Annotated in this window: 12 protein-coding genes and 1 pseudogene; 7 read left to right on the top strand and 6 right to left on the bottom strand. The window is 73.5% G+C overall.

What is annotated here, in order from left to right; translation table 11 throughout:
* Positions 1-37 precede the first annotated feature (37 nt).
* Positions 38-3,646 (bottom strand): CDP-glycerol glycerophosphotransferase family protein, encoded by a 3,609-nt coding sequence (locus ACIGJO_RS34340; RefSeq protein WP_399965071.1) that lies wholly within the window; start codon positions 3,644-3,646, stop codon positions 38-40.
* A 102-nt stretch (positions 3,647-3,748) separates the two neighbouring features.
* Here ACIGJO_RS34340 and ACIGJO_RS34335 point away from each other — a divergent pair.
* From ACIGJO_RS34335 to ACIGJO_RS34305, 7 genes and pseudogenes are all read left to right on the top strand, one after another.
* A pseudogene (locus ACIGJO_RS34335) lies at positions 3,749-4,231 on the top strand (glycosyltransferase family 2 protein); the annotation flags it as partial.
* Positions 4,232-4,885: 654 nt separating this feature from the next.
* Entirely contained in the window at positions 4,886-6,004 is a 1,119-nt protein-coding gene (locus tag ACIGJO_RS34330; protein ID WP_399965113.1) for a CDP-glycerol glycerophosphotransferase family protein, read from the top strand.
* A gap of 225 nt (positions 6,005-6,229) precedes the next feature.
* Positions 6,230-7,018 (top strand): methyltransferase domain-containing protein, encoded by a 789-nt coding sequence (locus ACIGJO_RS34325; RefSeq protein WP_399965069.1) that lies wholly within the window; start codon positions 6,230-6,232, stop codon positions 7,016-7,018.
* 47 nt (positions 7,019-7,065) lie between these two features.
* Entirely contained in the window at positions 7,066-7,962 is an 897-nt protein-coding gene (locus tag ACIGJO_RS34320) for a TylF/MycF/NovP-related O-methyltransferase (protein WP_399965067.1), read from the top strand.
* 215 nt (positions 7,963-8,177) lie between these two features.
* On the top strand, positions 8,178-11,672 hold the full coding sequence (locus tag ACIGJO_RS34315; RefSeq protein ID WP_399965065.1) for a CDP-glycerol glycerophosphotransferase family protein: 3,495 nt from the start codon (positions 8,178-8,180) through the stop codon (positions 11,670-11,672).
* On the top strand, positions 11,669-14,518 hold the full coding sequence (locus tag ACIGJO_RS34310; protein ID WP_399965063.1) for a CDP-glycerol glycerophosphotransferase family protein: 2,850 nt from the start codon (positions 11,669-11,671) through the stop codon (positions 14,516-14,518). The genes ACIGJO_RS34315 and ACIGJO_RS34310 overlap by 4 nt, the downstream gene beginning before the upstream one ends.
* The gene (locus tag ACIGJO_RS34305) at positions 14,515-15,657 is read left to right on the top strand and encodes a glycosyltransferase (RefSeq protein WP_399965061.1); all 1,143 of its coding nucleotides are present in this window, start codon (positions 14,515-14,517) and stop codon (positions 15,655-15,657) included. Before ACIGJO_RS34310 ends, ACIGJO_RS34305 begins: the two co-directional genes overlap by 4 nt.
* 87 nt (positions 15,658-15,744) lie before the next feature.
* Here the strand turns inward: ACIGJO_RS34305 and ACIGJO_RS34300 are convergent, their stop codons facing one another.
* The 5 genes from ACIGJO_RS34300 to ACIGJO_RS34280 all read right to left on the bottom strand — a co-directional run bounded on the left by ACIGJO_RS34300 (position 15,745) and on the right by ACIGJO_RS34280 (position 25,527).
* The gene (locus tag ACIGJO_RS34300) at positions 15,745-17,982 is read right to left on the bottom strand and encodes a CDP-glycerol glycerophosphotransferase family protein (protein WP_399965059.1); all 2,238 of its coding nucleotides are present in this window, start codon (positions 17,980-17,982) and stop codon (positions 15,745-15,747) included.
* A 162-nt stretch (positions 17,983-18,144) separates the two neighbouring features.
* Positions 18,145-19,026, bottom strand: a complete 882-nt coding sequence (locus ACIGJO_RS34295; RefSeq protein ID WP_399965057.1) for a carbohydrate ABC transporter permease — start codon at positions 19,024-19,026, stop codon at positions 18,145-18,147.
* Entirely contained in the window at positions 19,023-20,393 is a 1,371-nt protein-coding gene (locus ACIGJO_RS34290) for a carbohydrate ABC transporter permease (RefSeq protein WP_399965054.1), read from the bottom strand. The genes ACIGJO_RS34295 and ACIGJO_RS34290 overlap by 4 nt, the downstream gene beginning before the upstream one ends.
* Positions 20,394-20,397: 4 nt before the next feature.
* Positions 20,398-21,762, bottom strand: coding sequence for an ABC transporter substrate-binding protein (locus ACIGJO_RS34285; protein WP_399965052.1), 1,365 nt, complete (start codon positions 21,760-21,762; stop codon positions 20,398-20,400).
* A 183-nt stretch (positions 21,763-21,945) separates the two neighbouring features.
* Entirely contained in the window at positions 21,946-25,527 is a 3,582-nt protein-coding gene (locus ACIGJO_RS34280; RefSeq protein ID WP_399965050.1) for an FHA domain-containing protein, read from the bottom strand.
* Positions 25,528-25,550: the final 23 nt, after the last annotated feature.

Below are 25,550 nucleotides of genomic sequence, written 5' to 3'. Positions count from 1 at the left end.
TCAGCTGTCGTCAGTCGCTGTCAGCTGTCAGATGTTGTCAGTCGTCGTCGGTGAGCAGCCGGTCCGCGACCCGGCCCGCCGCCCCGCCGTCGTCCAGGTCGCAGAAGTCGCGCCGGAAGCTCTCGTACGCGTCCGCGTGCCGGGCGGTGAGCGCCCCGGTGTCCCGCAGCGCCAGGGCGACCTCCTGTGTCGTGACGAGCAGCGGACCCGGGGCCCTGGTCTCGAAGTCCAGACAGAAACCGCGGACGGTGTCGCGGTAGTGCTCCAGGTCGTAGGTGTGGAAGAGCATCGGGCGGCCGGTGAGCGCGTAGTCGAACACCAGGCCCGCGTAGTCCGTGACCAGGACATCGGCGATCAGCAGCAGCTCGGCGGTGTCCGGGTGCCCGGAGACGTCGAGCACGGCGGGCCCCTGCGGCACGCCGCCGGTCACCCGGGGATGCCTGCGGACCAGCACCGTGTGGCCGCCGCCGAGCGACCGCGCGAGGCCGTGCGCGTCCAGCGCGGGGTCCCAGCGGTACAGGGCGGGGGAGTGCGCGGGGAGTGCGCCCGGCGCATGGGCCAGCTGGTCGCGGTACGTCGGCGCGTACAGCACCACGCGGTGTCCGTCCGGGATACCGAGGCCGCGCCTGACCCGCTCGGCGGTCTTGTCGCGGTCGGGCGAGAGGAGCAGGTCGTTCGCGGGTGAGCCGGCCTCCAGCACCTCGCCCCCGTACGCCAGTGAGCGGCGCAGCAGGGGCGTGGCGAAACGGCTGGGGGAGACCAGCACGGACCACTGGGACGAGCGGTGCGGCAGGGTGGCGAGGTCGTGATGGTCGGCGTAGAGGGTGTCCGTCAGGCCGGTGCCGAAGCGGCCGAGCGGGGTGCCGTGCCAGGTCTGGACAACGGTCTGTCCCGGGCGGCGCTCGAACCAGGCGGGCAGCTGTTCGTCGGTGACGATCCGCCGGGCCCGCGCCAGCGCCTCGTACCAGTCGGCGCTGTGCGCGAGGACCGGGCGCGCGGCGGGCGGTACGGGTGCGGCGCGCCCGGGGACGGTGCCGGTGACGTAGAGGTGCTCGGTGTCGGTGGAGCGGCGCACCAGCTCGGCGTGGACGGCACGGGGGGAGTCGCCGCCCGCGTAGAGGACGGCGTCGCGGAGCGGGAGCGTGCGCCGGTCCCGGTAGTGCGTGGTGCGCAGACGGCGCTGGCGGTACGCGCCCCGCTCGGCGGGGGCGAGGGACGGGCCGATGTACACGGTCAGCCGGTCGCCGTGCCGCCGGTCGAGCACCGGCTCTGCGTGCCGGTTCTGGTGCCGACTCCCGTTCACGGTCTCCTTCCCGCTCTCGTTCCGGTTCTCGTTCCGGTTCTCGTTCCGCTTGTCGTTCCGGAGGGGGAGACGGGCGGCGAGGGAGGCGAGGACGCGGACCGGGGTGTCGTGGAGGTACAGGTCCCACCGGCCTTCCGGGAGAGAGCCGGGGATCAGCGCGGTGAAGCGGCCCGCCCGGCGCTCCATGGGTAGGGTCACCGTCTCGCGCAGGGTCTCGTGGCGGAGCGTGAGGGAGTCACCGGTCCCGGTCCCGGTCTTGGTCCCGGTCCCGGGACCGGATTCCGCCCCCGCCGCCGTCCCTGCTGCCGCCCCCGCCCTTGCTGCCGTTCCCGTGATGCGCAGCCCGCCGCCCTCCGCCCACTCCGCCCCGTCCGCGAACGGCTGCCCGTTCACGTCCACCACCAGCTCGCCCGCCGCGTCGGCGAGGACCGGAGGCGGCAGGTCCGGGGCGGCGGCCAGCGGGGCCCGCGTTCCGTCGGCCATGACCAGCCGGGCCCGCCAGCGCACACCGGATTCCGGTTCGACCTCGATGGGGGCCAGGTGCGGGGCGGGCGGTACGGCGGCGAGTTCCGCCAGGGGAATGCGCGCCGAGAAGACCGCGCCGCCCTCCGCACCGCCCTCGACCCCGCCGTCCCCCTCGCCCCCGCCGTCCCCGCACACCACCGGACAGGTCCACTCCGCCCCGGGGCCTTCCGCCGCCCCGTCACGGGTCAGGAGCAGGGTGGCCGGGCGGGCCGCCCCGTACACCCGGCCGGTCACCTCAACGGTCCCTCCGCCTCCGTTTCCGTTTTCGCTTCCGTTGCCGTCGTGAGCCTCGGCCAGCGCGGGCACCTGCGACACGGTCAGCACGAGGCGGCCGCCCAGGTAGCCGAGCACCGCCCGCCGCCCCCCGCCCAGGTCGTGGACCAGGGGCTGCGCGGCGGCGGCGTCCACGGCGCGCACGGCCACGCGGCGGGCCACACCATGACCGGCGACCACGATCCCCACCAGCCAGCTGCCCGCCCGCAGCCGGTGCGGGTCGAGGACCATCTCGAAGCCGGAGTGGTCGTAACAGTGCGGCTCCTGCCCCGAGTCGACGGTCGCCCCGGGCATCGGGACGGACCGTACGGGCACGGTCCGCAGCCGCCGGCCTTCGGCCGAGCGCACCATCCCCACCTTGAGCGAGTGCCGCGCCGCCCCCGCCGCGAGGTTGCGGATGTACGCGTACCCGCGCAGCCGGAGCTTCCCGTCCTCGCCCCAGGACGCGTCCGACAGTCGTGCCACGGCGGGCAGATCGGTACGGGACAGCCGGGCGCTCGCGCCGTCGACACCGGGGAACACCGCCCGCCGCCGCCCCGGCGGCCCCTCGACCGCGAACGTTCCCGCGCCGTTCGTCCGCTCGAAGGCGAGGACGGCCAGCAGCTCGTCCAGCCGGCGTTCCCGTACCAGCCGCCACTTGATGCGCAGCTCCACCGGCAGCCCGTCCAGGACACCGTCCCCGGCCCGGTCCAGGAAGGCGCCCGCGTCCGCCAGGAACGCCGTGCGGTAGGCCGTGCCGCCCATCGGCAGCCCGTCCATGAAGTACACGAAGTCGTCGCGCAGACAGGACGTGTCGTACGCCCGCCGCTGCGCCGGGTCCCGGCCCGCCAGGAACGCGCTGACCTGTTCGCACGCGGCGATCCGGTCCCGTACGCCCTGCACGTCCGTACGCCGCCGGGTGATCGATCCCTCCCGCACCCGCCAGTAGTAGACATGCTCGTGCAGGACGTCGGCGGACCGGGCGAGGTGGTGCGCCGGGATCATCACCGGGGTGTCCTCGTAGAGCCTCCCCTCGGGGAAGGCGAACGAGTGCCGGTCCCAGAACGAGCGCCGGAAGACCTTGTTCCAGGCGACCCGGTCCGCGAGCAGGCGCGGATCGCGGGTGATGTGGGTACGGCGGTGGGTGCCCGTCAGCCAGCGGTACTGCCAGGCCTGCTGCCGCCCCCGCTCGTCGAGCCGCCACACATTGCCCGTCACCAGGTCGGAGCCGGTCGACTCCAGGGAGGCCAGCATCCGTTCGTAGGCGTCGTGCACGACGATGTCGTCGCTGTCGGCGAACGCCAGGTACGGGACGCCGGGAGTGGTGTGGCGGACCCCGGTGTTCCGGGCCGCGCTGAGCCCCGCGTTGGGCTGGTGCACGAAGCGGAAGCGGCTGTCCCGTGCCGCGAACTCCTCCGCGATACGGCGGCTGCCGTCCGTCGAGCCGTCATCGACGAGCACCACCTCGATCGCGTCGAGGGTCTGTCCGGCCACCGATCGCAGGCACGCCCCGAGGAAGTCCTCGACGTTGTGGACCGGGACGACGACGCTGAGGAGTGGCTTCATGCCCTGCCTCAACCGGGGTGGGGCCACCGGGTCACCGGCGCTGCCCCGAACGGGTGAATGGGGTGACCGCCGTGCGTACGGGCGCGATTACGCTCGGCTGCCATGCTGCTCAGTGTCGTCGTGGCCCTTCACCGTTCCCAGGGATATCTGAGGGCGGCCCTGGACTCCGTGTGCGGGCAGGTGGCGGGTGCGGGGGCGTGCGCGTGGGAGCTGATCGTCATCGATGACGGTTCGGCGGACGGCGGCGCGGCCATCGCCGCCGAGTACGCGCGACGCGATCCCCGGGTACGGGTGCTGGCACCGCCGGACGGGCGCCGGGGAGACGGGCGCCGGGGAGACGAGCGGCGGGGAGACGGGCGCCGGGGAGACGGACCGGGTACGGCGTCGGCCTCCACCCCCGGTACCGGTGCGGCCCGTAATGCCGGGGCGGCCGTGGCGCGGGGCCGGTATCTCCTCTTCCTGGACCCCGAGGATCTGTTGCTGCCGGGCGCGCTGGAGGCGATGGCGGAACGGCTGGACGCGCACGGGCCGGACGCGCACGGGCCGGGCTGGAAACGGTGGGACGCGGACGGGCCGGACGCGCACCGGCCGGAAGGGGAACGGTGGGACGGGGCCGGGGGCGGGTCGGACGAGGACCGGACGGCTGCACACCTGCCGGACGCACAAGGACCGCACGCGCACCAGCCGGACGCGCACGGGCCGGATGTCCTGTGCCTCGGCCATGACCGTGTCGACTGGTGGGGGGATGTCCGGCCGCCGGACGAGGCGCCCGCCCCCGGTGCCCAGCTCTTCCGCCGCGCGTTCTGGACGGCCCACCGGCTCCGCTTCCCCGACGGTCCCTACGAGGACGTTCTCCCCGTCCACCGCGCCCGTCTGCTCGCCGCCGGCTCCGGCACGCTGGACCGGCTCGACCGGCTCTGCGTCCGCCACCGCCTGCGCCGCGCCGGAACGTTCGCCACCACGCCGGGCCGCGCGCACTTCGCGGTCATCGACGCCTACACCCGCCTCCTCGCCGAGACCGGCGACGACCCCCGCGTCCACCCCCTCCGTACCGCGCATCTGCTTGCCGTCCTGGCCGACCCGGGCCGGATCCGGCCCGGCGACCGGGCGGCCTTCTTCCGGGCCGCCGGGCTGCCGGGCGGATACGCCGCCCACCGCGCCCGGCAGGCCGCCCGGACCGGCCGCGCCCGGACCCGGGACGCGTCGGCGCGGAGCAGGAAGGCGCTGCGCACCCGGGTCATGAGGGCCGCCTACCGTGCCGACCTGCACCGGCCGCTGGACCCGGACCTCGCCGTGTACGGGGCCTACTGGAACCGGGGCGTCGCCTGCAACCCGGCCGCCATCCACGCCGAGGCCCGTGCGCTCGCCCCGCACATCCGCGGCCTCTGGGTGGTCTCCTCCCGGTACCGCGACCGCGTCCCCCCGGACATCGAGTACGTCATCGAGGGCTCGCGCGCCTACTGGCGGGCCATGGCCACCGCGACGTACCTCATCAACAACTCCAGCTTCCCCGGCGGCTTCACCAAACGCCCCGGACAGCGCTACCTCCAGACCCACCACGGGACCCCGCTGAAGACCATGGGCCTGGACCAGCGGAGCTACCCGGCCCTGACCAACGGCATCAGCTTCGAGAAGATCCTCGCCCACGCCGACCAGTGGGACTTCAGCCTCTCCGCCAACCCGCACACCACCGAGATCTGGGACCGGGTCTACCCGTCCTCGTACGAGCACCTCGACCTCGGCCAGCCGCGCAACGACATCTTCTTCACCGCGACCGGGGAACGGGTCGCGACGCTGCGCGCGGACCTCGGCATCGCCCCCGGGCAGACCGCCCTGCTGTACGCCCCGACCCACCGCGACTACCGCAAGGGCTTCGTCCCGCGGCTCGACCTGGACCGGTTCACCCGTGAACTGGGGCCCCGGTACGTGGTGCTGGTGCGGGCCCACTATTTCTACGGGCGGTCGGCCGGGCTCGAAGGATCCGGCCGCGCCATCGACGTCACGGGCCACCCGAGCGTCGAGGAACTCTGCCTGGCGGCCGACGCGTTGATCACCGACTACTCCTCCCTGATGTTCGACTACGCCTGCCTGGACCGCCCGATCATCAGCTACGCCCCCGACTGGGGTGCCTACCGGGCCTCGCGCGGAACGTACTTCGACCTGCTCTCCGGGCTCCCCGGCGACACCCCGGGGGCCGTCGCCACGACCCAGGACGAACTGCTGGAGGTGGTGCGGTCGGGCGAGTGGTGCTCCCCTCGGACGGCCGCCCTGCGTACCGCGTTCCGGGAGCGGTTCTGTCCCTACGACGACGGGCACGCGGCGGAACGTGTCGTGCGGCGGTTCTTCGGCACGGGGTGAGGGGCCGGGCGGTACGGGGAAGGCCGCGCCGCACCGGGTGAACGCCCGCGCCGGGCAAGGTGAGCGGGCACGGTGAGCGGGCAAGGTGAGCGGGCAAGGTGAGTGGGCAAGGTGAATGGGCGCGCCACTCGAACGGCGCAGTGTCCGCGGCCGGTGCGACCCCTCTGCCCGGCCCCGTCGTTGTCCTCAACAGCTCGCGCACACGGCAATGTTGGGAGAACGTCCATGCACCGGTCCGCCTACGAGCAGATGGCACTCTGCATCGAGGAGTATCTGCCCACCTCGACCAGGCACCGCGTCGTCGACCTGGGCTCGCGCGTCTCCGGGCGGCAGACCCGTACCCACAAGGGGCTGCTCGCCGGGCACGACATCGACTACTTCGGGGTCGATGTGCTCGACGGACCCAACGTCGACGCCGTGATGACCCGGCCGTACCGCATCCCCGCCAAGTCCGGCAGCGCCGATGTCGTGCTGTCCGGGCAGGCCTTCGAGCACATCCCGTTCTTCTGGGCGACGATGCTGGAGATCGCCAGGGTCCTGAAGCCCGGCGGGCACGCCTTCATCACCGCCCCCTCGCGCGGGCACGTCCACGACGCCCAGGACTGCTGGCGCTACTACCCCGACGGGTTCCGTGCCCTGGCCGCCCACTCCCGGCTCGAACTCCGCGAGGCGTACACGGACTTCCCGCCGGTGAAGGGCATCTGGCACGACTACCGGGCGATCGACGGGAAGGCCGCCTACTGGGGCGACTCCGTCGGCGTCTTCCGCAAGCCGCGGCGCTATCCCCGGCTGACCATGTTCGCCGTACGGGAGCTGGCCGTCTGGTGGGCGAACCGGGTCGGCGGGGTCGAGGGCGTTCCGCTGCCCCGGACCCTGGAGGGGCGCGAGCGGTGCGGCCGTCCCGAGGAGGTCCCCGCTCCGGTGCCCGGGGAGTCCCCGGCCGCGGCCCCCGGAGGCGTACCGGCGCCGACGGCGCCCGGGGACGCTCCCGCGCAGGCCGGGGCCGGTTCCTGACCATGGGGCAACAGGGGCGAATCAATGGCAGGTTGACGAAAGATGACATGTGCCGCAAATCGCGCGTACTGTCCCGGGGCATGGCTTGGCGCAACGCCGTCAACGGCGTCCTTCAGCAGCTCACCGGATATCAGCTCAGGCGCGTGACGGTGCCCGCCGCCCGTACCGCCCCGGCGGAACCCGCCCCCGAACCCGTCGCGGCCCGTACGGAGCGGGCCCCCGGGCCGGCGGCGGAGGCGAAGCCCAAGCCGAAGCCGAAGGCGGGCGCGCAGTACCCGGCGGACTACGACGACGAGGCGAAGGAGATCATCCGTGCGGTCAAGCCGTACTCGATGACGTCTCCCGAGCGGCTCAACGCCTTCATCCTGGCGACCCGGCACATCGTCCGGCACGACATCCCCGGCGACATCGTCGAGTGCGGTGTGTGGCGCGGCGGTTCCATGCAGGCCTGCGCCAAGACCCTGATGTCGCTCGGCGAGACCGAGCGCGAGCTGTACCTCTTCGACACGTTCGAGGGCATGACCCCGCCCACGGCGGAGGACCTGCGGCGCGATGGCAGGTCGGCGCAGGAGCTGCTCGACGCCCAGGGCAAGGACCGGCCGATCTGGGCGGTGGCCTCGCTGGAGGACGTCATGGCGGGCTTCGGGACCGTCCCGTACCCGAAGAACCGTATCCACTATGTGCGGGGCAGGGTCGAGGACACCCTCCCGGCGAACGCCCCGGAGCAGATCTCGATCCTGCGCCTCGACACCGACTGGTACGCCTCCACCAGGCACGAGCTGGAGCACCTCTACTCACGGCTGGTGAGCGGGGGAGTGCTGCTGATCGACGACTACGGGTACTGGCAGGGGTCGCGGCAGGCCGTCGACGAGTTCCTGGAGAAGACCGGCGAGCGGCTGTTGCTGCTGCGCATGGACGAGGGCCGGATCGCCGTCAAGCCCTGAGCGGCGGCACCTGACGGATTCCCCGCAGGCGAGGTCGCCCGGCACCCCCGGAACGGCCGGCACCGCCGACACGAGCCCCGTTCCGTACCCGGTGCGGGGCTCGCCCGCGTCCCGGGTCACTCGAATGGCTCCCATCGGGTGACCGGTCCCGGCGCCGAAGGTTGTTACCCCGTAGACCAGTTGATGTCGTCCGACCGGAAGGATCGTGCGCAGCGATGGCACCCCGTCTCACCGTCGTCGTCCCCCTTTACAACGTCGAGGAGTATCTCGGTGCCTGCCTGACCTCGCTCGCCGCACAGACCATGGCGGACCTGGAAGTCGTCATGGTCGACGACGGATCCACCGACAACAGCGCGGGCATCGCGGGGGAGTTCGCCGAACGCGACCGGCGCTTCAGACTCGTCCGGCAGGAGAACGCCGGGCTCGGCGCCGCCCGTAACGCGGGGGTCCGTGAGGCCCATCCGGACGCGGAGTACCTGACGTTCGCCGACAGCGACGATGTCGTACCGCCCGGCGCCTACGAGCGGATGACCGCCGAACTCGCCCGGTCCGGCTCGGACTTCGCGACCGGCAACGTTCTCAGGCTGCGCGCGAACGGGGTGCTCGAACAGTCCCCGATGTTCCGCAGGCCGATGGAGAAGGCCCGTTCGGCCACCCATGTGACCCGGGACTGGATCCTGCTCGGCGACCGGATCGCCTGCAACAAGGTCTTCCGCAGGTCCTTCTGGGACGAGCACGCCTTCGCCTTCCCGACCGGTGTGCTGTACGAGGACATCGCCGTCGTCCTGCCCGCCCACTTCCTGGCCCGTTCGGTCGATGTCGTCGAGGAGCCCGTCTACCACTGGCGGGACCGCGACGGCTCGATCACCACCCGGCGCGCGGTGGCCAAGGGCATCCGCGACCGGGTCACGGCCGTGACCACCGTCAGCCGCTTCCTCGCGGAGCGGGGGCTGTCCGATGCCAAGCGGAGGTACGACGCGCACGCCCTCTCCGGCGATCTGTGGCTGTTCATCGAAGCGCTCCCCGAGGGCGACACCGAGTTCCACGAAGCCTTCCTCGCGCACGCCAACGCCTTCGCCGCCACCGTCGAACCGGCCGTCCTGGACGGGCTGCCGCTCCATCTGCGGGTCAAGTGGCAGCTCATCCGCGAACGCCGCACGGTGGAGCTCCTCGCCCTCCTCGCCGACGAGAAGACCGACCGCGACACCTTCCACGTCCGAGGTCTCCTGCGGCCCCGCGCCCAGTACCCGGCCGTCCAGGGGCCGTTGCCGCCCGCCGTCACCGCGCTGTCCGGCGCGGACCTCCCGGTGCACGCCCATCTCACCGAGGCCGTGTGGCGGGACGGGCTGCTGCACCTCACGGGGTACGCGTACGTCCGCAACGCGCCGGGCAGGTCGGCCGGGGCCGGCTGGCTCCGGTCGGGGCGGCGGCTGATCCCGCTGCGGGTGCGGTCCCTGCCCACGGACGAGGCCGCCGCCCGGTCGGGGCGCTCGCTGCACCGCTACGAGCGGTCCGGGTTCGAGGCCGTCGTCGACCCGCGCAGGCTCGCCGCCAGGGGGCCGGGCCGAGGTGGCCGCACCACATGGAAGCTGGAGTCCGTCGTCCTCGGCGGCGGACGGCCGCGCCGCGGCCCCATGCGGCTGCTCGGCAGCCCCGCCCCGCCGGCCGTCGTGCATACCGACGAGCGCACCCGGATCGTCCCCGTCCTGTCGGGCAACAAGCTGGAGCTGCGGACCGAGCGCGTCGATGCCCTCCTCACCGCGCAGAGTGCGTCCGGCGGCGCGGTGCGGCTGGAGGTGAAGGTCCTCGTGGACGACGGGCCGGCCGCGCTGCGGATCCAGGAGTGGCGCACCAAGGAGACCCGGGAGTTCCCCCTGCGGGGATCGGCGGGCTCCCGCGTCGCCGACATCCCGCTCAGCGCCTTCCGCGGCTGCGACGACGTATGGGGCGTTCAACTCGTGGGCGGCAAGCGCAGGCTGACGGTCGCCGCCCGGCCGGACGGCGCGGCGGGACGGTATCCGCTGGCCGGCGGCCGTGAGCTGTACGCCGCCGCCAACCCGTCCGGCGACCTGGTGCTCACCGACCGGGCCGTGCAGCCCGTCATCACCTCGCTCGGCCGGACCGGGACCGGGGGGATCGTCATCACGGGCGAGTACCCGGTGACGCCCGGCCGCTCCCACGAGCTGGTCCTGCGGCACGGCGGCCACCACGAGGAGGCCTCCCTCGCGGTGGTGACCGGTGCGGCGGCGGACGCCGCGGCCGCCGACGGCGGGGCCGCGGGCGCCGGGGCCGGGTCCGCCGCGTTCCGTGCCGTGCTGGCGCCCGCCGCCGTCGAGGGGCCGGGCGGCACGCTGCCGCTCGCGGAGGGGCGCTGGCACCTCTTCCTGCGCGAGCGGGGGGAGAGCGACCCGGAGCAGTACCGTCCGCTCCGGCTGCGGACCCCGCTGCACGCGGACCTTCCGCTCCACCGGGAGGCGGGCGGACGGCGCTTCACCCTCCAGCGGCGCTTCCACGACCGGCTCGTCCTGGAGTCCGGCAGCGCCCTGCCCGTCACCGAGCGCGGGGCGTACGGGCAGCGCCGCCGGCGCGAGCGGTACGCGGCGCTGCGCACCGGGGGCGCGGACCTGCTCCGCACGGTGCTGTACTCCAGCTTCGACGGGCGCCAGTACTCCGACTCGCCCCGGGCGATCCACCAGGAGCTGGCCGGGCGCGACCCCGGCATCGAACACCTGTGGGTGGTGCGCGACCAGCAGACCGCCGTACCCGCCGGGGTCCGCGCCGTGGCCCTGCACAGCGCCGAGTGGTACGAGGCCCTGGCCCGCAGCCGCTGGATCGTCACCAACACACAGCTGCCCGAGTGGTTCGAGCGGGCCGAGGGCCAGTACGTCGTCCAGACCTGGCACGGCACCCCGCTCAAGCGGATCGGCCGCGACCTCGCGGGCACCCCGAACGCCGATACGGCCTATATGGCCTCGATGCCCGCGCGCGCGGCGCAGTGGAGCGTGCTGATCTCGCCGAACAGCTTCTCCACGCCCATCCTGCGCCGCGCCTTCGGCCACACCGGGGAGGTCCTGGAGTGCGGCTACCCGCGCAACGACCTCCTGCACGCCCCCGACCGGGCGAAGGTGGCCGCCGCCGTCCGGGAGGGCCTCGCGATCCCCGACCACAAGCGCGTCATCCTGTACGCGCCCACCTGGCGCGAGGACCGCCCCCGGCAGGGCGGCCGCTACGGGCTCGACCTCCAGCTCGACCTGCGCCGGGCGCGGGAGGCGCTCGGCGACGACCATGTCCTGCTGGTGCGGCGCCACTACCTCGTCGGCGGCAGCATCCCGCAGAGCGACTTCGTCCGCGATGTCTCGCGCTACCCGGACGTCACGGAGCTGCTGCTGATCAGCGACTGCCTGGTCACCGACTACTCCTCCCTGATGTTCGACTTCGCGCGCACCGGCCGCCCGATGCTCTTCCACACCTACGACCTGGAGCACTACCGCGACACCCTGCGCGGCTTCTGCTTCGACTTCGAGAGCCGGGCGCCGGGCCCGCTGATCCCCACCTCGGCCGGTGTCGTCGCGGCCCTGCGCGACCCCGGGACCGCCACGGCGGCCCACCGGGGGGCGTACGCCCGCTTCCGCGAGGCGTTCTGCGACCTCGACGACGGCACCGCGGCGGCGCGGGTCGCCGATCTGATGCTCAAGGAGGAGCACGCGTGAGCGACTTCAGCTGTGTCGTCACCGAGGGCGGCGGAGAGGCCGCGCTGCGCACCTCCGTGGAGTCCGTGCTCGGCCAGTCCCTGCGCGCCGGCGAGGCCGTCGTGGTCCTCGCCGCGCAGGGCGACCCCGCCTCCCGCGCCACTGCCCGCGCGCTGGCCGGGAGCGCCCCGGACCGGGTCCGGGTGATCGTCGCGGGTCCGGAGGCACGTTCCACCGCGGCGCTGCGCAACGCCGGTCTGGACGCCGCCACCGGCCGCTACGTCCTGGTGCTCGGCACCGGCGAACGCCTCCAGCGGCACGCCTGCCGCAACCTGTGGGAGGCCGGCGAGCGCACCCGCGCCGATCTGGTCGCCGGGCGCTGGAGCCGGGTGACCGCGGAGGGCGGCAAGGAGCAGGAGCCGCCCTGGCAGGAGCAGTTGTACGCGCGCTCGCGTACCGTCGGCCGCTGGACCGAGGCGCCCGAACTGGCGGTCAGGGACGCCCTGGTGACCGGGTTCTGCCTGCGCCGCGAGGCCGTGGAGCGGCACGGTCTGCGCTACGCGGAGGACCTGGGCCACAGCGAGATCCTCTTCGGCCCCGTGGCCGCCGCGGCGGTCGGCCGGATCGCCCTGGTCCGCCGGCTGATCGTGTCCGGGCGCGCGGTGCCCGACCGGGGCCGGGACATCGCCGCGCTGGCCGAGGCGCACCGCAGGGCCGTGGACGTGCTGGTGGCGCAGGGCCTGCACGGGCTGCGGTCCGAGCGGGAGCGGGCCTTCGCACGGGACCATCTGGTGCCGCTGGCCCGGACGTTCCCGCGGCTGCCGGCCGCCGAGCGGGCTCGGGCCGCCGCGGCCGCCGCCGGCGCGCTCGGCGGCCCCGTCCCCCCGGACCTGCCGCCCCTCGAACGGGTCGCCGTCCAGCTGCTGGCGCGCGGCGACGCGGACGGGCTCCTCGCGGCGGCGTACGCGCTGAGCAGGCCCGGCACCGTCGCGGCCCCGCTCGCCGCGGGTGAGGACGGACGGGTGTACTGGGAGATCCCGGGCGGGGGAGGACACGGGCCCACCCGGGTCGACGTCGGCGAACTGGGCCACCAGTACCGGGAGTTCGGCGAGATCCGGCTGATGAACCGGCTCACCCGCTGCACCGGCGACGCGGGCCGGCTGCTGCTGGAGGGGCACCTCGTCCTGCCCTCGCACACCGGTCCCGATCCGGCGCGGCCCCTCACCGCCCGGCTGGAGTTCCGGGTCCGGGGCGGCACCCGCGCCTTCACCCTTCCGGTGGACGAGCTGCGGCGCGGGCCCACCGGGATCGCCTGGCGGACCCGGGCCGACCTCACCCGGGTCCTGCGGCCGGTCGGCGGGCGCGACACGGTGTGGGACGCGCGGATGACCGTGGAGGCCGGCGGCACCCGGTGCGTCAGTGATCTCTTCGCGCCGCAGGACCTCACGGACGGCGGGGCCGGTGCGGACGGCCCGGTGCGGTTCCGCGCCCGCCCCCGGCTGGGCCCGCTCGCCGGGGAGACCTGGCAGCCCTATGTCACGGTCAAGGACCACCTGGCGCTCCGGCTCCTGGCCCGCCGCCGCCCCGCCCGGGTGACGCGGCACCTGGTCCACTACGCCACCCACTTCCGCCCCGCCCGCCGGGTCAAGCTCCTTCGGCGCGCCCTGCGCGGGCGGCTGGAGCGCTACCGCTCCCGGGGATTCAAGGCCCCCTTCTACAACACCTGGCTCTGCCGTCTCCCGATGCGCAGGGGCTCCGTCGTCTTCGAGAGCCACATGGGCAAGTGCTACGGCGACAGCCCGCGCGCCGTCCACGAGGAGATCCGCCGGCAGGGGCTGCGGCTGCGCCCCGTCTGGTCGTACGAGAACACCCCGACGGGTTTCCCCGGCGACGCGCGGCTAGTGCGCCGCTGGTCGTGGCGGTACCTGTGGGCGCTCGCCCGCGCGGAGTACTGGGTCGACAACCAGGGCTTCCCGCAGCACCTGCGCAAGCCCGCCCGCACCACGTACCTCCAGACCTGGCACGGGTCCGCGTACAAGCGCATGGGCTTCGACGAGACCCGGGTGCGGATGCAGAACGCCCCGCAGCGCCACCGGCTCCAGGAGGCCGTGCACCGCTTCGACCACTTCCTCGTCCGCTCCGAGCACGATGTGCGCACCCTCGCCCACGCCTACCGGATCCCCGAGGAGCGGCTGCTGCGGACCGGCTACCCGCGCAACGACGTCCTGTTCGCGGAACGGGCGCGCGACGAGGCGGAGGGCCGGCTGCCGCGCGGGCCGCTCGCCGAAGCCCTCGGACTGCCCGACCACCGCAGGACCGTCCTGTACGCGCCCACCTTCCGGGGCGGCCCCGGGAAGTACCGCAAGCGCCGTCTGCCGCTGGACATCGCGCGGTTCGCCGAGCGCTTCGGCGACGAGTACACGCTGCTCGTGCGCGCGCACTACCTGGAGGAGGCGAAGCTGCCCGCCTGCCCGCCCGGCACCGTCCTGGACGTCTCGCACCATCACGATGTCGGCGAACTCCTCACGCTCGCCGACGTACTGATCACCGACTACTCGTCGATCATGTTCGACTTCGCCCTGCTCGACCGGCCCATCGTCCTGTTCGCCCCCGACCTCGATACGTACACGGCGACCCGGGGCAGCTACTTCGACCTGCGGAAGAAGGCGCCGGGGCCGGTGACCGGGACGCAGGAGGAGCTGTTCGCCGCGCTCGCGGAACTGAAGGAGGCCGATACGGAGTCCGGCCCGGCCCGCGCCGCCTTCGCCGCCGAGTTCGGCGGCTACGACCGGGGCGACGCGGCCCGGCAGGTCGTCGGCACCGTGTTCGCCCGGCACACCATCCGCCACCAGGAGGCCGGCCGATGAACCGCGACGTCTTCATCGTCTCCAACAGCACCGACGAACTCGGCGGAGTCACCGGCTGGATGCACCAGACGGCCCGGCTCCTGACCCGGCAGGGCCACCGGGTGCACGCCATCGGCATCCACGCCTCCGACCTGACGATGGCCCTGCCCGACCCGCCGGGCCACCCCGTCACCGCCCTGTACCCGGCCCATCCGCCGACCCCCTGGGCGCCCGAGGGCGTCCGGGACCGCTTCCGTATCCCCTCGCGGCGCCGGGAGGCGGCGCGGGCGGCCGGGAAGCGGCGTGCGGTGCGGCGGCTCTCGGAGCTCTTCCGTGCCGCGCGGCCCGGTGCCGTGGTGATCGTCACCCAGGTGTGGGCGATGGAATGGGTCGGTGAGGCCGACACCACCGGGATGCGGGTGATCGGGATGAGCCACGAGTCCTACGACTACTCCCGCGCGAGCCACCGCTACCGGTGGATCAAGAACCACTACAGCGACCTCGACCACTGGCTCGTCCTCACCGAGGAGGACGCCGACATCTGGGCGGGCGACGGCATGAACAACGTCGGCTTCATGCCCAACGCCCTGTCCCGGCTGCCCGAAGTGCCCTCCCCGCGCAGTGAGCGGACCGTGGCGAGCATCGGCAGGATCTGCGACCAGAAGGGCATCGACCTGCTCCTGGACACCTGGGCCCTGGTCGCCCCGCAACGCCCCGGCTGGCGGCTGCGGATCCACGGCGCGGGCGAGGACGAGGCGGAGATGAGGGCGCGGTGCACCGCGCTGGGGCTGGACGGCTCCGTGCACTGGATGGGCCGTACGGACGATGTCGAGAAGGCCCTCGCCGACGCCTCCGTGTTCGTGCAGTCCTCGCGCGGCGAAGGCTTCCCGCTGGCACTGCTGGAGGCGATGGCGAGCGGGGTGCCGTGTGCCGCGTTCGACTGCGCGCCCGGGGTGCGCGAGATCGTCAAGGACGGGGAGGACGGGCTGCTCGCCCCCGCCGGGGACAGCGGTGAACTCGCCGACCGGCTGCTGCGGCTGACCGGGAACCCCCGGCTGCGGGACGCGATGGGGAACCGGGCGCGGGTCAATGTGCAGCGGTTCTCCGAGACGGAGATCCTCCGGCGCTGGGAGGAGCTGTTCGCGTTCCTGGAACGGTGAGACCCGCGCGGGGTCGGGCCGTCGCGCGGTGAGCGCCGGCCCGGCGGCCCGGCGGGGACCGGGAAGTCCGGACGGCGGGCTTCCCGGTCAGCCGCTGAGGTACTGCCGGGCCGACTCCTGCGCGGGCACGGCCGGGAGCGTGGGCCGCCGCTCCTTGACCGGTACCGGCAGCGGGAGCCCGGCGCTCTCGCCCAGGAAGACCCGGCGCACCACCCGCTCGGCGGCGTACCCGTCGTCGTACGGACAGAACCTCGCCCGGAACGCCGCCCGCAGCCGCGCGGAGCGGGCGCCGCGCCACTGGTCCGTGGCGAAGACGCCGAACAGCTCGTCCTGACCGCGGGCGACGATGCCGGGCGGGAAGGCCGCCAGATCGAAGTAGGTGCCGCGGGCCGCCTCGTACGCCTCGCTGTTGTCGAGGTGCACGACGATGGGACGGTCCAGGTTGGCGTAGTCGAACATCAGCGACGAGTAGTCCGTGATCAGCGCGTCCGAGGCCAGGGCGAGCGTTTCGAGGGACGGATGGGCGCTGACGTCGATGATCCGCGGATGCGGCGTAGGGCTGCCCGCCGGGGCGGGACCGTACAGATAGTGCGAGCGGGCCAGGATCACGAAGCGCGGGCCGAGGACCTTCAGGAACCGCTCCAGGTCGAGTGCGCTCTGCTCGGTGCGCCGGTAGTCGCGGTGCGTCGGGGCGTACAGCAGGGCCGTGCTGCCGGCGGGGATGGACAGCGACTCGCGCAGCCGGGCCACCTGGGCGGCGGAGGTGCGGTGGTAGACGTCGTTGCGCGGATAGCCGTACTCCAGCGTCGTGTACGCGGACGGATAGGTCCGCTCCCACACGAGGGTGGAGTGCGGGTTCGCCGACAGGGAGAAGTCCCACTTGTCGACGTTGCGCAGCAGCTGCGCGAAGTCCGTGTCGCGGGACGCCGCCGGACGGTCCAGGAGATCGGTGCCCATGGTCTTCAGCGGGGTCCCGTGGTGGGTCTGCACCAGGATCTGGCCGCGCCGCTTCACGAGCCGCCGGTCGAAGTTGACGTTGTTCACCAGGTACTTGGAGCGGGCCAGCGCCGTCCAGTAGCCGAAGGTGCCCGGGGTGAGCCGGCGGGTGGCGGTCGGCACGGTGTGGGCGTCGGCGGGACGGCAGATCCAGGCGGTCCGCAGTCCGGGCACCAGCTCGCGGGCCTTCGCCTCGACGGCCGCCGGATTGCAGGCGTAGCCGCGGTGCCAGTACGCGGCGAACACCGCGTCCCGGGGCCGGACCGGCAGCCGCAGCTGGACGCGGTAGTGCAGCTGGAGCACGGCCCCGCGCACCGCCCGGAACACGGCCGCCGCGCCCTCCCGCGCCCTGCCGCGCAGCCGCTGCGCCGCCCACAGGGTCCGGTAGGTGCGCTGCGCGCCCAGGCGGAACAGGCCGTGCCGCAGCCGGGCGCGGTACGGGACACGGGCGCCGGGGGTGCGGTAGCGGCGGCAGTGCGCGTGGGCGCGGCGGAAGAACGCGGCGCGGCTGCGGCGCGGCAGCCTCCCGGGAGAGGTGAACAGGGTGGAGAAGTGGTCGAGCATCCGCCGGTACAGCACCGGCCGCCAGGCGGCGAGCCCGGGGCGGGCGTCGATGAACGCGAAGACGCGGTCGTACTGGTCGAAGACGTCGAAGTGCTTCTCGCTGGTGGTGGAGAGGATGTTGCCGCGGCGCCGCTGCCGGTAGGAGACGCAGACCCGGTCCAGGACCGCGATCGACCCGGCGGCCATCAGGACCGGGTAGGTCCAGGGGGTGTCCTCGTAGTAGCCGGGCGGGAAGGTGAAGCCCTCGGCCTCGATGAACTCGCGGCGGTACGCCTTGTTCCAGACGACCATCAGGACCTTGAGCAGCTCGGGCCGGTCGGTGAGCCGGAAGGAGTCGGGGCCGTTCTCGTCGAGCGGGGCGGCGTACGCGTTGCGCACCCGCTCGCCCGACCAGTACACCCGCGCGTAGTCGTAGACCAGCACATCGGGTCCGCCGGTCGCGTCGATCCGGTCGGCGACGGCCTGGAGGGACTCCGGTACGAGGGTGTCGTCGCCGTCCAGGAAGAGCAGGTAGTCGCCGCTCGCGCGGGCGATTCCCGCGTTGCGGGCCGGGCCGAGTCCGATGTTGCGGGGCAGATGGAGCGCGGTGACCCGGTGGTCCCGCCCGGCGTACTCGTCGGCGATCGGGCCGCAGCGGTCCGGCGAGCAGTCGTCGACCACGATGATCTCGTAGTCCTTGAAGGACTGGCTCAGCACGGAATCCAGGCACTCGTGCAGATACGCCTGGACCCGGTACGCGGGCACGATGACACTGAACCGGGGCACTACACATCCAGGGGTCGTTCGCGGGCTGCGGGTGGCCCGCAAACGGCCGATGGAGTGACCGGGTTACGCCGTACGTGGCATTCGAGGGAAAGAACACGCGGAAGCGGCCCGGTTCCGGGGAACCGGGCCGCTCCTGGTTGACGTACAGCAGTGCGTGCGGCGCTACTTGACGGCGCCCGCCATCACGCCGGAGACGAACTGCCGCTGGAAGGCGAAGAACACGGCCAGCGGGATCACCATCGACACGAAGGCGCCGGGCGCCAGTACGTCGATGTTGTTGCCGAACTGGCGTACCTGCTGCTGGAGCGCCACGGTGATCGGCGGCGAATCGGAGTCCGCGAAGATCAGCGCGACCAGCATGTCGTTCCACACCCACAGGAACTGGAAGATCCCGAGCGAGGCGATCGCCGGACCGCCCAGCGGCATCACGACCCGGGTGAAGAGCCGGATCTCACCCGCCCCGTCGAGCCGTGCCGCCTCCAGGAGCTCGCGGGGGATCTCCGCGAAGAAGTTCCGCAGGAGGAAGATCGCGAACGGCAGGCCGAAGGCCGTGTGGAACAGGATCACGCCGAAGGTCGTCTCGAAGATCCCGATGGTGCCGAAGAGCTCGGACACCGGGATCAGGGCGACCTGTACGGGCACCACCAGCAGCCCGACGACCAGCAGGAACCACCAGTCGCGGCCGGGGAAGTCCATCCAGGCGAAGGCGTATCCGGCGAGCGAGCCGATCACCACCACCAGGACGGTGGACGGCACGGTGATCATCACCGTGCTGAACAGGGAGTCGGTGATCGTCGAATTGTCCAGCAGGCGCTGGTAGTTGTCGAAGGTCAGCTCGGACGGCGCGGTGAAGATCTTCCACCAGCCGGTCGCCGCGATGTCGTCCGCCCCGCGCAGCGAGGAGAGCAGCAGGCCGATCGTCGGCATCAGCCAGAACAGGGCGACCAGCAGCAGGAAGACCCGCATGACGCCGCCGCCCGCGCGCGTCGCCAGCCGCGCACCGAGGGACTGATTCTTCTTCGCGGCGGTGGATGCCCCGCTCATCGGCGCCCCTCCTTCCGTATCCGGCGGATGTTGAACAGCATCACCGGGATGACCAGCAGCAACAGCAGTACCGCGATGGCGCTGCCGATGCCCAGGTCCGCGTCCGTGCCGAACGAGGACCGGTACAGCTGGAGCGCCAGTACGTTGGCGTCGTCCTGGGAGGAGCCCGGCGCGATGATGAAGACCAGGTCGAAGACCTTCAGGACGTTGATCATCAGCGTGACGAGCACCACCGCGAGGACCGGTGCGAGCATCGGGACCGTGATCCGGCGGAACACCTGCCACTCGTTGGCGCCGTCCACGCGGGCCGCTTCGAGGAGTTCGCGCGGCAGGCCGGCCAGACCCGCGGCGATCAGCACCATGGCGAACCCGGCCCACATCCATACGTAACTGCCGATGATTCCGGGCGTCACCAGGGACGGGCCGAGCCAGTCGACACCGTTGTACGGCTCCCTGAAGTTGTCGGCGGGGAGCCGGAGCTGGGCTCCGTCGGCCGAGGCGGGCAGCGTGAACACGCCGTCCGCGCCGGCGGTCGCGGAGGCGATGACCTTGCCGTCCTTGACCGCCTCGACCTTGATGCCCTTGAGGCCGAGCTCCTCGGGGTCGACGACATTGGGCTTGCCGCCGCCGCCCCGGGTGAAGTCCAGCCAGGCGGTGCCCGTGATCTGCCCGCCGGAGGCCGTGGGGGCCTTCGCGGGCTTCGCGTCGCCGGGCATCTTCGCGGGGGCCACGCCCACCAGCGGCAGCATCACCGGATCGCCCGCCCGCACGGTCTGCTTCGTGACGAAGGACCCGGCCTCACCCGCCTTCAGCGGATGCACGGGCAGCGGATGCGCCTTGGGGAAGCCGGCCGACTCGTTGAACGTGTCGTGGACACCGACCCAGACGGCGTTGGCGACGCCGCGCTCCGGGGCCTGGTCGTAGACCAGCCGGAAGATGATGCCCGCGGCGAGCATCGAGATCGCCATCGGCATGAAGACGATCAGCTTGAACGCCGTGCCCCAGCGGATCCGCTCGGTCAGCACCGCGAAGATCAGGCCCAGTGCGGTGGAGACCGTGGGGGCGAGCACGACCCAGATCGCGTTGTTCTTCACCGCCGTGCGGATGGTGCCGTCCGAGAACAGCGCCTTGTAGTTGTCGATACCGGCGAACCCGGTGCCCGCCTGGTCGAAGAACGACCGGTAGACGGAGTACACGATGGGATAGACCACCAGCGCGCCGAGCAGCACCAGCGCGGGGAGCAGGAACGCCGCGGCCAGGAGCCTGCGGGTACCGGTCACGCTCCGGCGCGGTTCGTGGGGGGAAGTGTTCGGACTCTTGTCGGCGGGGGGCGCCGCTCCGGCGCCCCCCGCGGTGGCTGTGGTCACCGCGTCAGCTCTTGTACGCCTTGGCCGCGTCGGACTCCAGTTTCGCCTGGGTCCCCGCGATGTCCTTCGGGTTCTTCAGGAAGTCCTGGAGGATCTTCCACTCACCCTTCCCGGGCGTCCCGCCGAACGACTGCGGGGCCTGGTCGGACATGTCGAAGCGGACGTCGTCACCGGCCGCGATCAGTGCCTCGGCCATCTTGCGCTGCACCTCGTTGGGGTACGCGGCCGCGTCCAGGCCCTTGTTCGGGGAGATGAACCCGCCCGCCTCGGCCCAGATCCGCGCCGCGTCCGTCGAGGCCAGCCAGGTCAGCAGCGCCTGCGCGCCCTTGCTGTCCTTCAGGGCCACGGCCGCGTCGCCACCGGTCACCACGGGGGAGTCCGCGCCGACCGCCGGGAACGGGAACACCTTGGCGTCCGTACCGATCTCGGCCTTGGTCTGCGCGATGTTGACGGAGACGAAGTCGCCCTCGAAGACCATGGCGCCCTTGGGCTGGTCGCCACCGGTGAACGTCTGGGTGACGGAGGCCGGGAACTCGGTCTGGAGGGCGCCGTCGGCGCCGCCCGTGATCAGGTTCGGCTTGCCGAAGAGCTCGGCCAGCGTGGTGAGCGCGTCCTTCACGGACGGGTCCGTCCACTTGATCTCGTGCTTGGCGAGCTGGTCGTACTTCTCCGGGCCCGCCTGGGAGAGGTAGACGTTCTCGAACCAGTCGGTGAGGGTCCAGCCGTCCGCGCCGCCCACCGAGACGGGGGTGACACCGGAGGCGGAAACGGTCTCCGCGGTGGCCAGGAAGTCCTTCCAGGACTTCGGCTCGCTCGCGCCCGCGTTCTCGAACGACTTGGCGTTGTACCAGATCAGGGACTTGTTGGCGGCCTTGAAGTAGACGCCGTACTGGGTGCCGTCCACCGCGCCGAGGTCCTGCCAGACCTTCGCGTAGTTCTTGGACAGCTGGGCCTTGGCCTCGGCGCCCACCGGCTTGGCCCACTTCTTCGCCACGGCCTGCTGGACCGCACCGACCTGCGGGATCATCGCGACGTCCGGCGGCTGGCCCCCCGCGATCTTCGTACCGAGGAAGTTCACGATCGGGTCCTGTGCCGGGACGAAGGTCACCGTCGCGCCCGTGCGCTTCTCGAACTCGTCCAGCACCTTGGTGAAGTTGGCCTGCTCCGGTCCGGTCCAGACCGCGGCGACCGAGACCTTCTCGCCGTTCAGCTTCGGCAGCGTGACGCTCGACGGGCTCTCCTTGTCCTTCCCGGAGCCGTCACCTGCCTTGTCCTTTCCGCCGCTGTCGTCTCCGCAGCCGGTCAGCGCGAGAGCGCCTACCGCGGTGAACACCAGTGCGGCCCTACGTATCCGAAGGGTTGTGCGCATTCCTGCCCCGTCTCTTTACCTACGTGCCCGGCCACGTCTCTGTGCGCGGGCTACGTCGTCCATGCCTCCAGTCCTACGCCGGGCACACGGGTGCCGCAATACCGCCCGGGGGCTCAACCCGCCTATCGTTGTGGGCTCGTGACGTCACATCAGTGCAGGAGAAGGGACGTTTCCGCCTGATCTTCAGGAAGGGAACGGGATGAGCGGAGGGAGTCGTTCAGCATTCACCGAACGGGCCGCCCGCTCCAGCGCGCTGGCGAGCAGCGCCAAGTCCGTGGGTCCATTGCCCAGTTCGCGGACGGGGCGGCGGGTGGGCGGATCGCCCATCCGGTCCCACTCCAGCGGAACGACGGTGGGGCGCAGGGTCGCCGTACGGGGAATGCGGCCGGTGACCCGGCCCCCCTGGAACGGGGTCACCCGGCCGTCCGGATGCCCCAACCTGCCACGTCCTGGCGCCGGTTCGTCCGGAGAGGGCGGCAGCACAGGCGCGTCCAGCACGATCCGCAGCCGGGCCCCGCGGGCCAGCTCCGTGTCCTCGGTGCGGTCCGGGCGGGCGGAGGTGGCGACCAGATGGACGCCGAGCCGTCCGCCGTCCCTGGCGACGGCCTCCAGCGCCCGTACGACGGAGCCCGCGGCCGGCCGGCCGGGGCTGCCGAGCGCCGGGGCGACCAGGGCGTCGAAGTCGTCGGCCAGGACGACCAGCCGGGGCAGCGGGGAGGGTCCCGGGTCCGTGGCACGCGCGGCGGCGGGCCGCAGCCGCAGGGTGCCGCTGGCCGGGGACTCCAGGTCGCCGCGCTGCTCGGCGGCGCTCGGCGGACGCTGGCCGACGAGTCGCCGGGAGGCCTCGTGCTGGGCGTGCCACTCGGCGAAGTCCATGGTGCCGAGCAGTTCCGCCCGCCGCTTCAGTTCGCCGCCCAGCGCCTGCGCGAACCCGCGCATCCGGACCGGGTCGGAGGCCATCAAGTGTGTGAAGACATGCGGCAGTTCCGTACAGGGACGCAGGCCCTCGCCGCGCTCGCCGTGCTCTCCCGCCGCCCCGTCGACCAGCAGAATGCCGAGCCGGTCGGGCCGGGCGGCGGAGGCGAGGGAGGCGGCGACGGCGCGCAGCAGCTCGGTGCGCCCGCTGCCCGCCGGTCCCTCGATCAGGAGGTGCGGCCCTTCGTCGGCGAGATCGACGCTGAGGGGCCCCCGGGGCCCGGCCCCGAGCACCAGCACCGGACGCCCGGCGTGGACGGCGGCACCCGACGCCGCCTGCGGGGTGGCCCGGGGTGCGGTCCGGGGTGCGGCGGCGGGATGGGGCGTACGTTCCGAGCCCCGGCCGGCGGTGCCGAAATACGGGGTGTGGTCCGACCCGCTGCCGGGGTACGGGGTGCGTCCCGAGCCCCGGTTGTCCGAGGCGGGGTACGGCGTGCGCCCGGAGTCCCGGTTGTCCGTGGCGGGGTAGGGGGTGCGTCCCGAGTCCCGGTTGTCCGTGGCGGGGTACGGGGTGCGCCCGGAGCCCCGTTCCTGGGGGTGGTGGTACGGGTCGGAGCCCGTGCGCTGGGCGCCCACGCGGGGGCCCGTGCTGAGGGTGCGGCCCGAGCCGGGGGTCTCCAGGTCCGACCTGGAGGGGGCCTGCGCGGCGGCGGGCCGGACCGTGGCGCCCGGCTGGTCCTCCGCCGTGGAGGCCCAGCGCGCCATCAGCGACGCCGGGGTGGCGCGGGCCAGGCCCAGCTCGTCCAGCAGGCGGGCGGAGGGCGGCAGCGCCGCGGCCGTCGGCCGGCCCGGCAGCGCGGCCGCGCCCTCGTCGCGCAGCGGCGCCAGGGCCCGTCCGAACCTCTCGGCCCAGGCGGCGGACACCGCGTCCACCGTGGCGACCGTGCCATGGCCCGCGGCCTGCCCGCCCGCGGTGCGCAGCAGCCGCAGCGCCGTCGCCACATCGCCGCTGAGCATGGCGACCGCCCCGCACTCGCGGAAGGCGATCGAGGCCTGGCAGGCGGCCTCGTAGGTCGCGGCGACGGGTGAGGTGGGCGACGCGGCAGGGGTCTCGGCCAGACAGATCAGATGGATCCCGGCCGCCGACCCCGCACCGGCCAGCCGGGCCGTGGTCTCGCGCAGCGCCGAGGAGCCGGGGTCGCCGTCGACGATCACCACCGTGTGCGGCCCCGTATGGGCGCGGGCGGCGTCGGCGACCGCGGACCGGTCCACGCTCGGCCAGCCGGGGCCGAGCGGGCCCTCGTCCAGCCGGCGGACCAGCTCCGCCGCACGGGACATGGCCTGCTCGCGGTCGTACGCGAGAAGGAGCCGGCAGTCCTGGCCGTGCGAGGGGCGCAGATGCGGCAGCCACCCCAGCCAGGCCCAGTCCCGCCGCCGCTCCTCCGCGGAGCGGGCCCGGTCCGTGCTGATCAGCACGATCTCCAGGTCGAACGGGGAGTGCAGGGCGGCGAGCTGCGCCACCGTCGAGCGGGCCAGCCCCAGCAGCCGGGCGCGCGGCCCGGCCAGGCCGAGCGAACCGGCCTCCCGCAGCCCCACGGTCACCGGCACGGCGGGCAGCTCGGCCCGGTCGGTCGTCCCCAGCCGCACCACCAGCGCTTCCGGGTGCGAGGCGGGGCGCTCCCACAGACGGGGGCCGGGGCCGAGCGCGGTCAGCAGCACGGCCGCCGGATCCGGCCAGGTCCCCTCGGGCGCGGAGGGCAGTCCGACGGAGGAGGAGGGGGAAGGGGAGGAGCCCGGGGAAGAAGAGGGGTAGGCGGAGTGCGGGCCGTACGAGCCCCGTACGGCATCCGGGGATGCCGCCCGCCGGTCCGCGCCGCCCGCGCCCGGGTCCTGCGCCGGTTCGCCCCTGCCGCCCGTGAGCCGCCGGGCCCAGGCGCCTATGCCGCCGCGCCGGGGCGCCTCGCTCTCGCCGTACCGGGCGCCGCGGGCGTGCGTGGAGTGCTGCCGCCGGAGCGCGTCCGGTCCCTCCGCGCCGTCCCGCTCCGGGTCCGGCCAGTGGCCGTCGTGCCCCGTGGGCCCGGGGTCGCCGTGGGAGGGGGCCCGGCTGTACGCGTGCCCGGAGCCGTCCGGGTCCTCCTCGCCGTGGCCGCCCGCGAAGCCGTCGGCTCCGGCGACGGGGCCCGTGTCCGGCGCGGCGGGCTCCGCCCGGGTCACCCGCAGATGCCCCTCGCCGTCCGGCGCGGTCGGCAGGGGGACGGTGCGGGACCCCGCGGCGAGCCGGAGCGTCGATTCGCCGAGCCGCAGCAGCGCGCCGGGGACCAGCGGGACAGGACGCTCGCGGACCTCCGTACCGTCCAGCGAGGTGCCGTTCGTCGAGCCGGGGTCGGCGACCGCGACCCGGCCGTCCTCGGAGACCGTCACCGTGCAGTGCAGCCGGGACACGTCCGGGTCGTCGAGCGGGACATCGGCGTCGGCGGAGCGGCCGATCAGGATCTGCCCGCCGTGCAGCAGATGGACGCCGCCCGCGTCGGGCCCGGCGACCACATGCAGCTGCGCCGGAACGGTGGCGTCCGCCGCCTCGTCCTCGCCGGGTACCTGGAGGGAGAGCACCGCGCCGTCCACGAGGGGCGGATCGCCGAGGGCGATGCGCTGTGCGTCGAGCCGCTCGTGTCCGGCGAACAGCACCACCGCTCCACCGCCCAGGGAGCCCTCGGGCCCCGAGACGGCCGCGGCCAGGCCGGAGGCGACGGCGGCGAGCGCCGTCCCGGCGGGGGCGGTGACGAGCACGTCGCAGGCGCGCGCCGGGGTCTGGCCGCTGCGCGGCGCGAGGACGGTCAGCCGGATCTGCATCGCCGTCAGCGGTCCCTTCTGCG

It is taken from the genome of Streptomyces sp. NPDC079020 (assembly GCF_044542225.1).
GTDB lineage: Bacteria > Actinomycetota > Actinomycetes > Streptomycetales > Streptomycetaceae > Streptomyces.
Note: the sequence above shows the minus strand (reverse complement) of the source record. Positions and strands in the feature narration are given on the sequence as shown.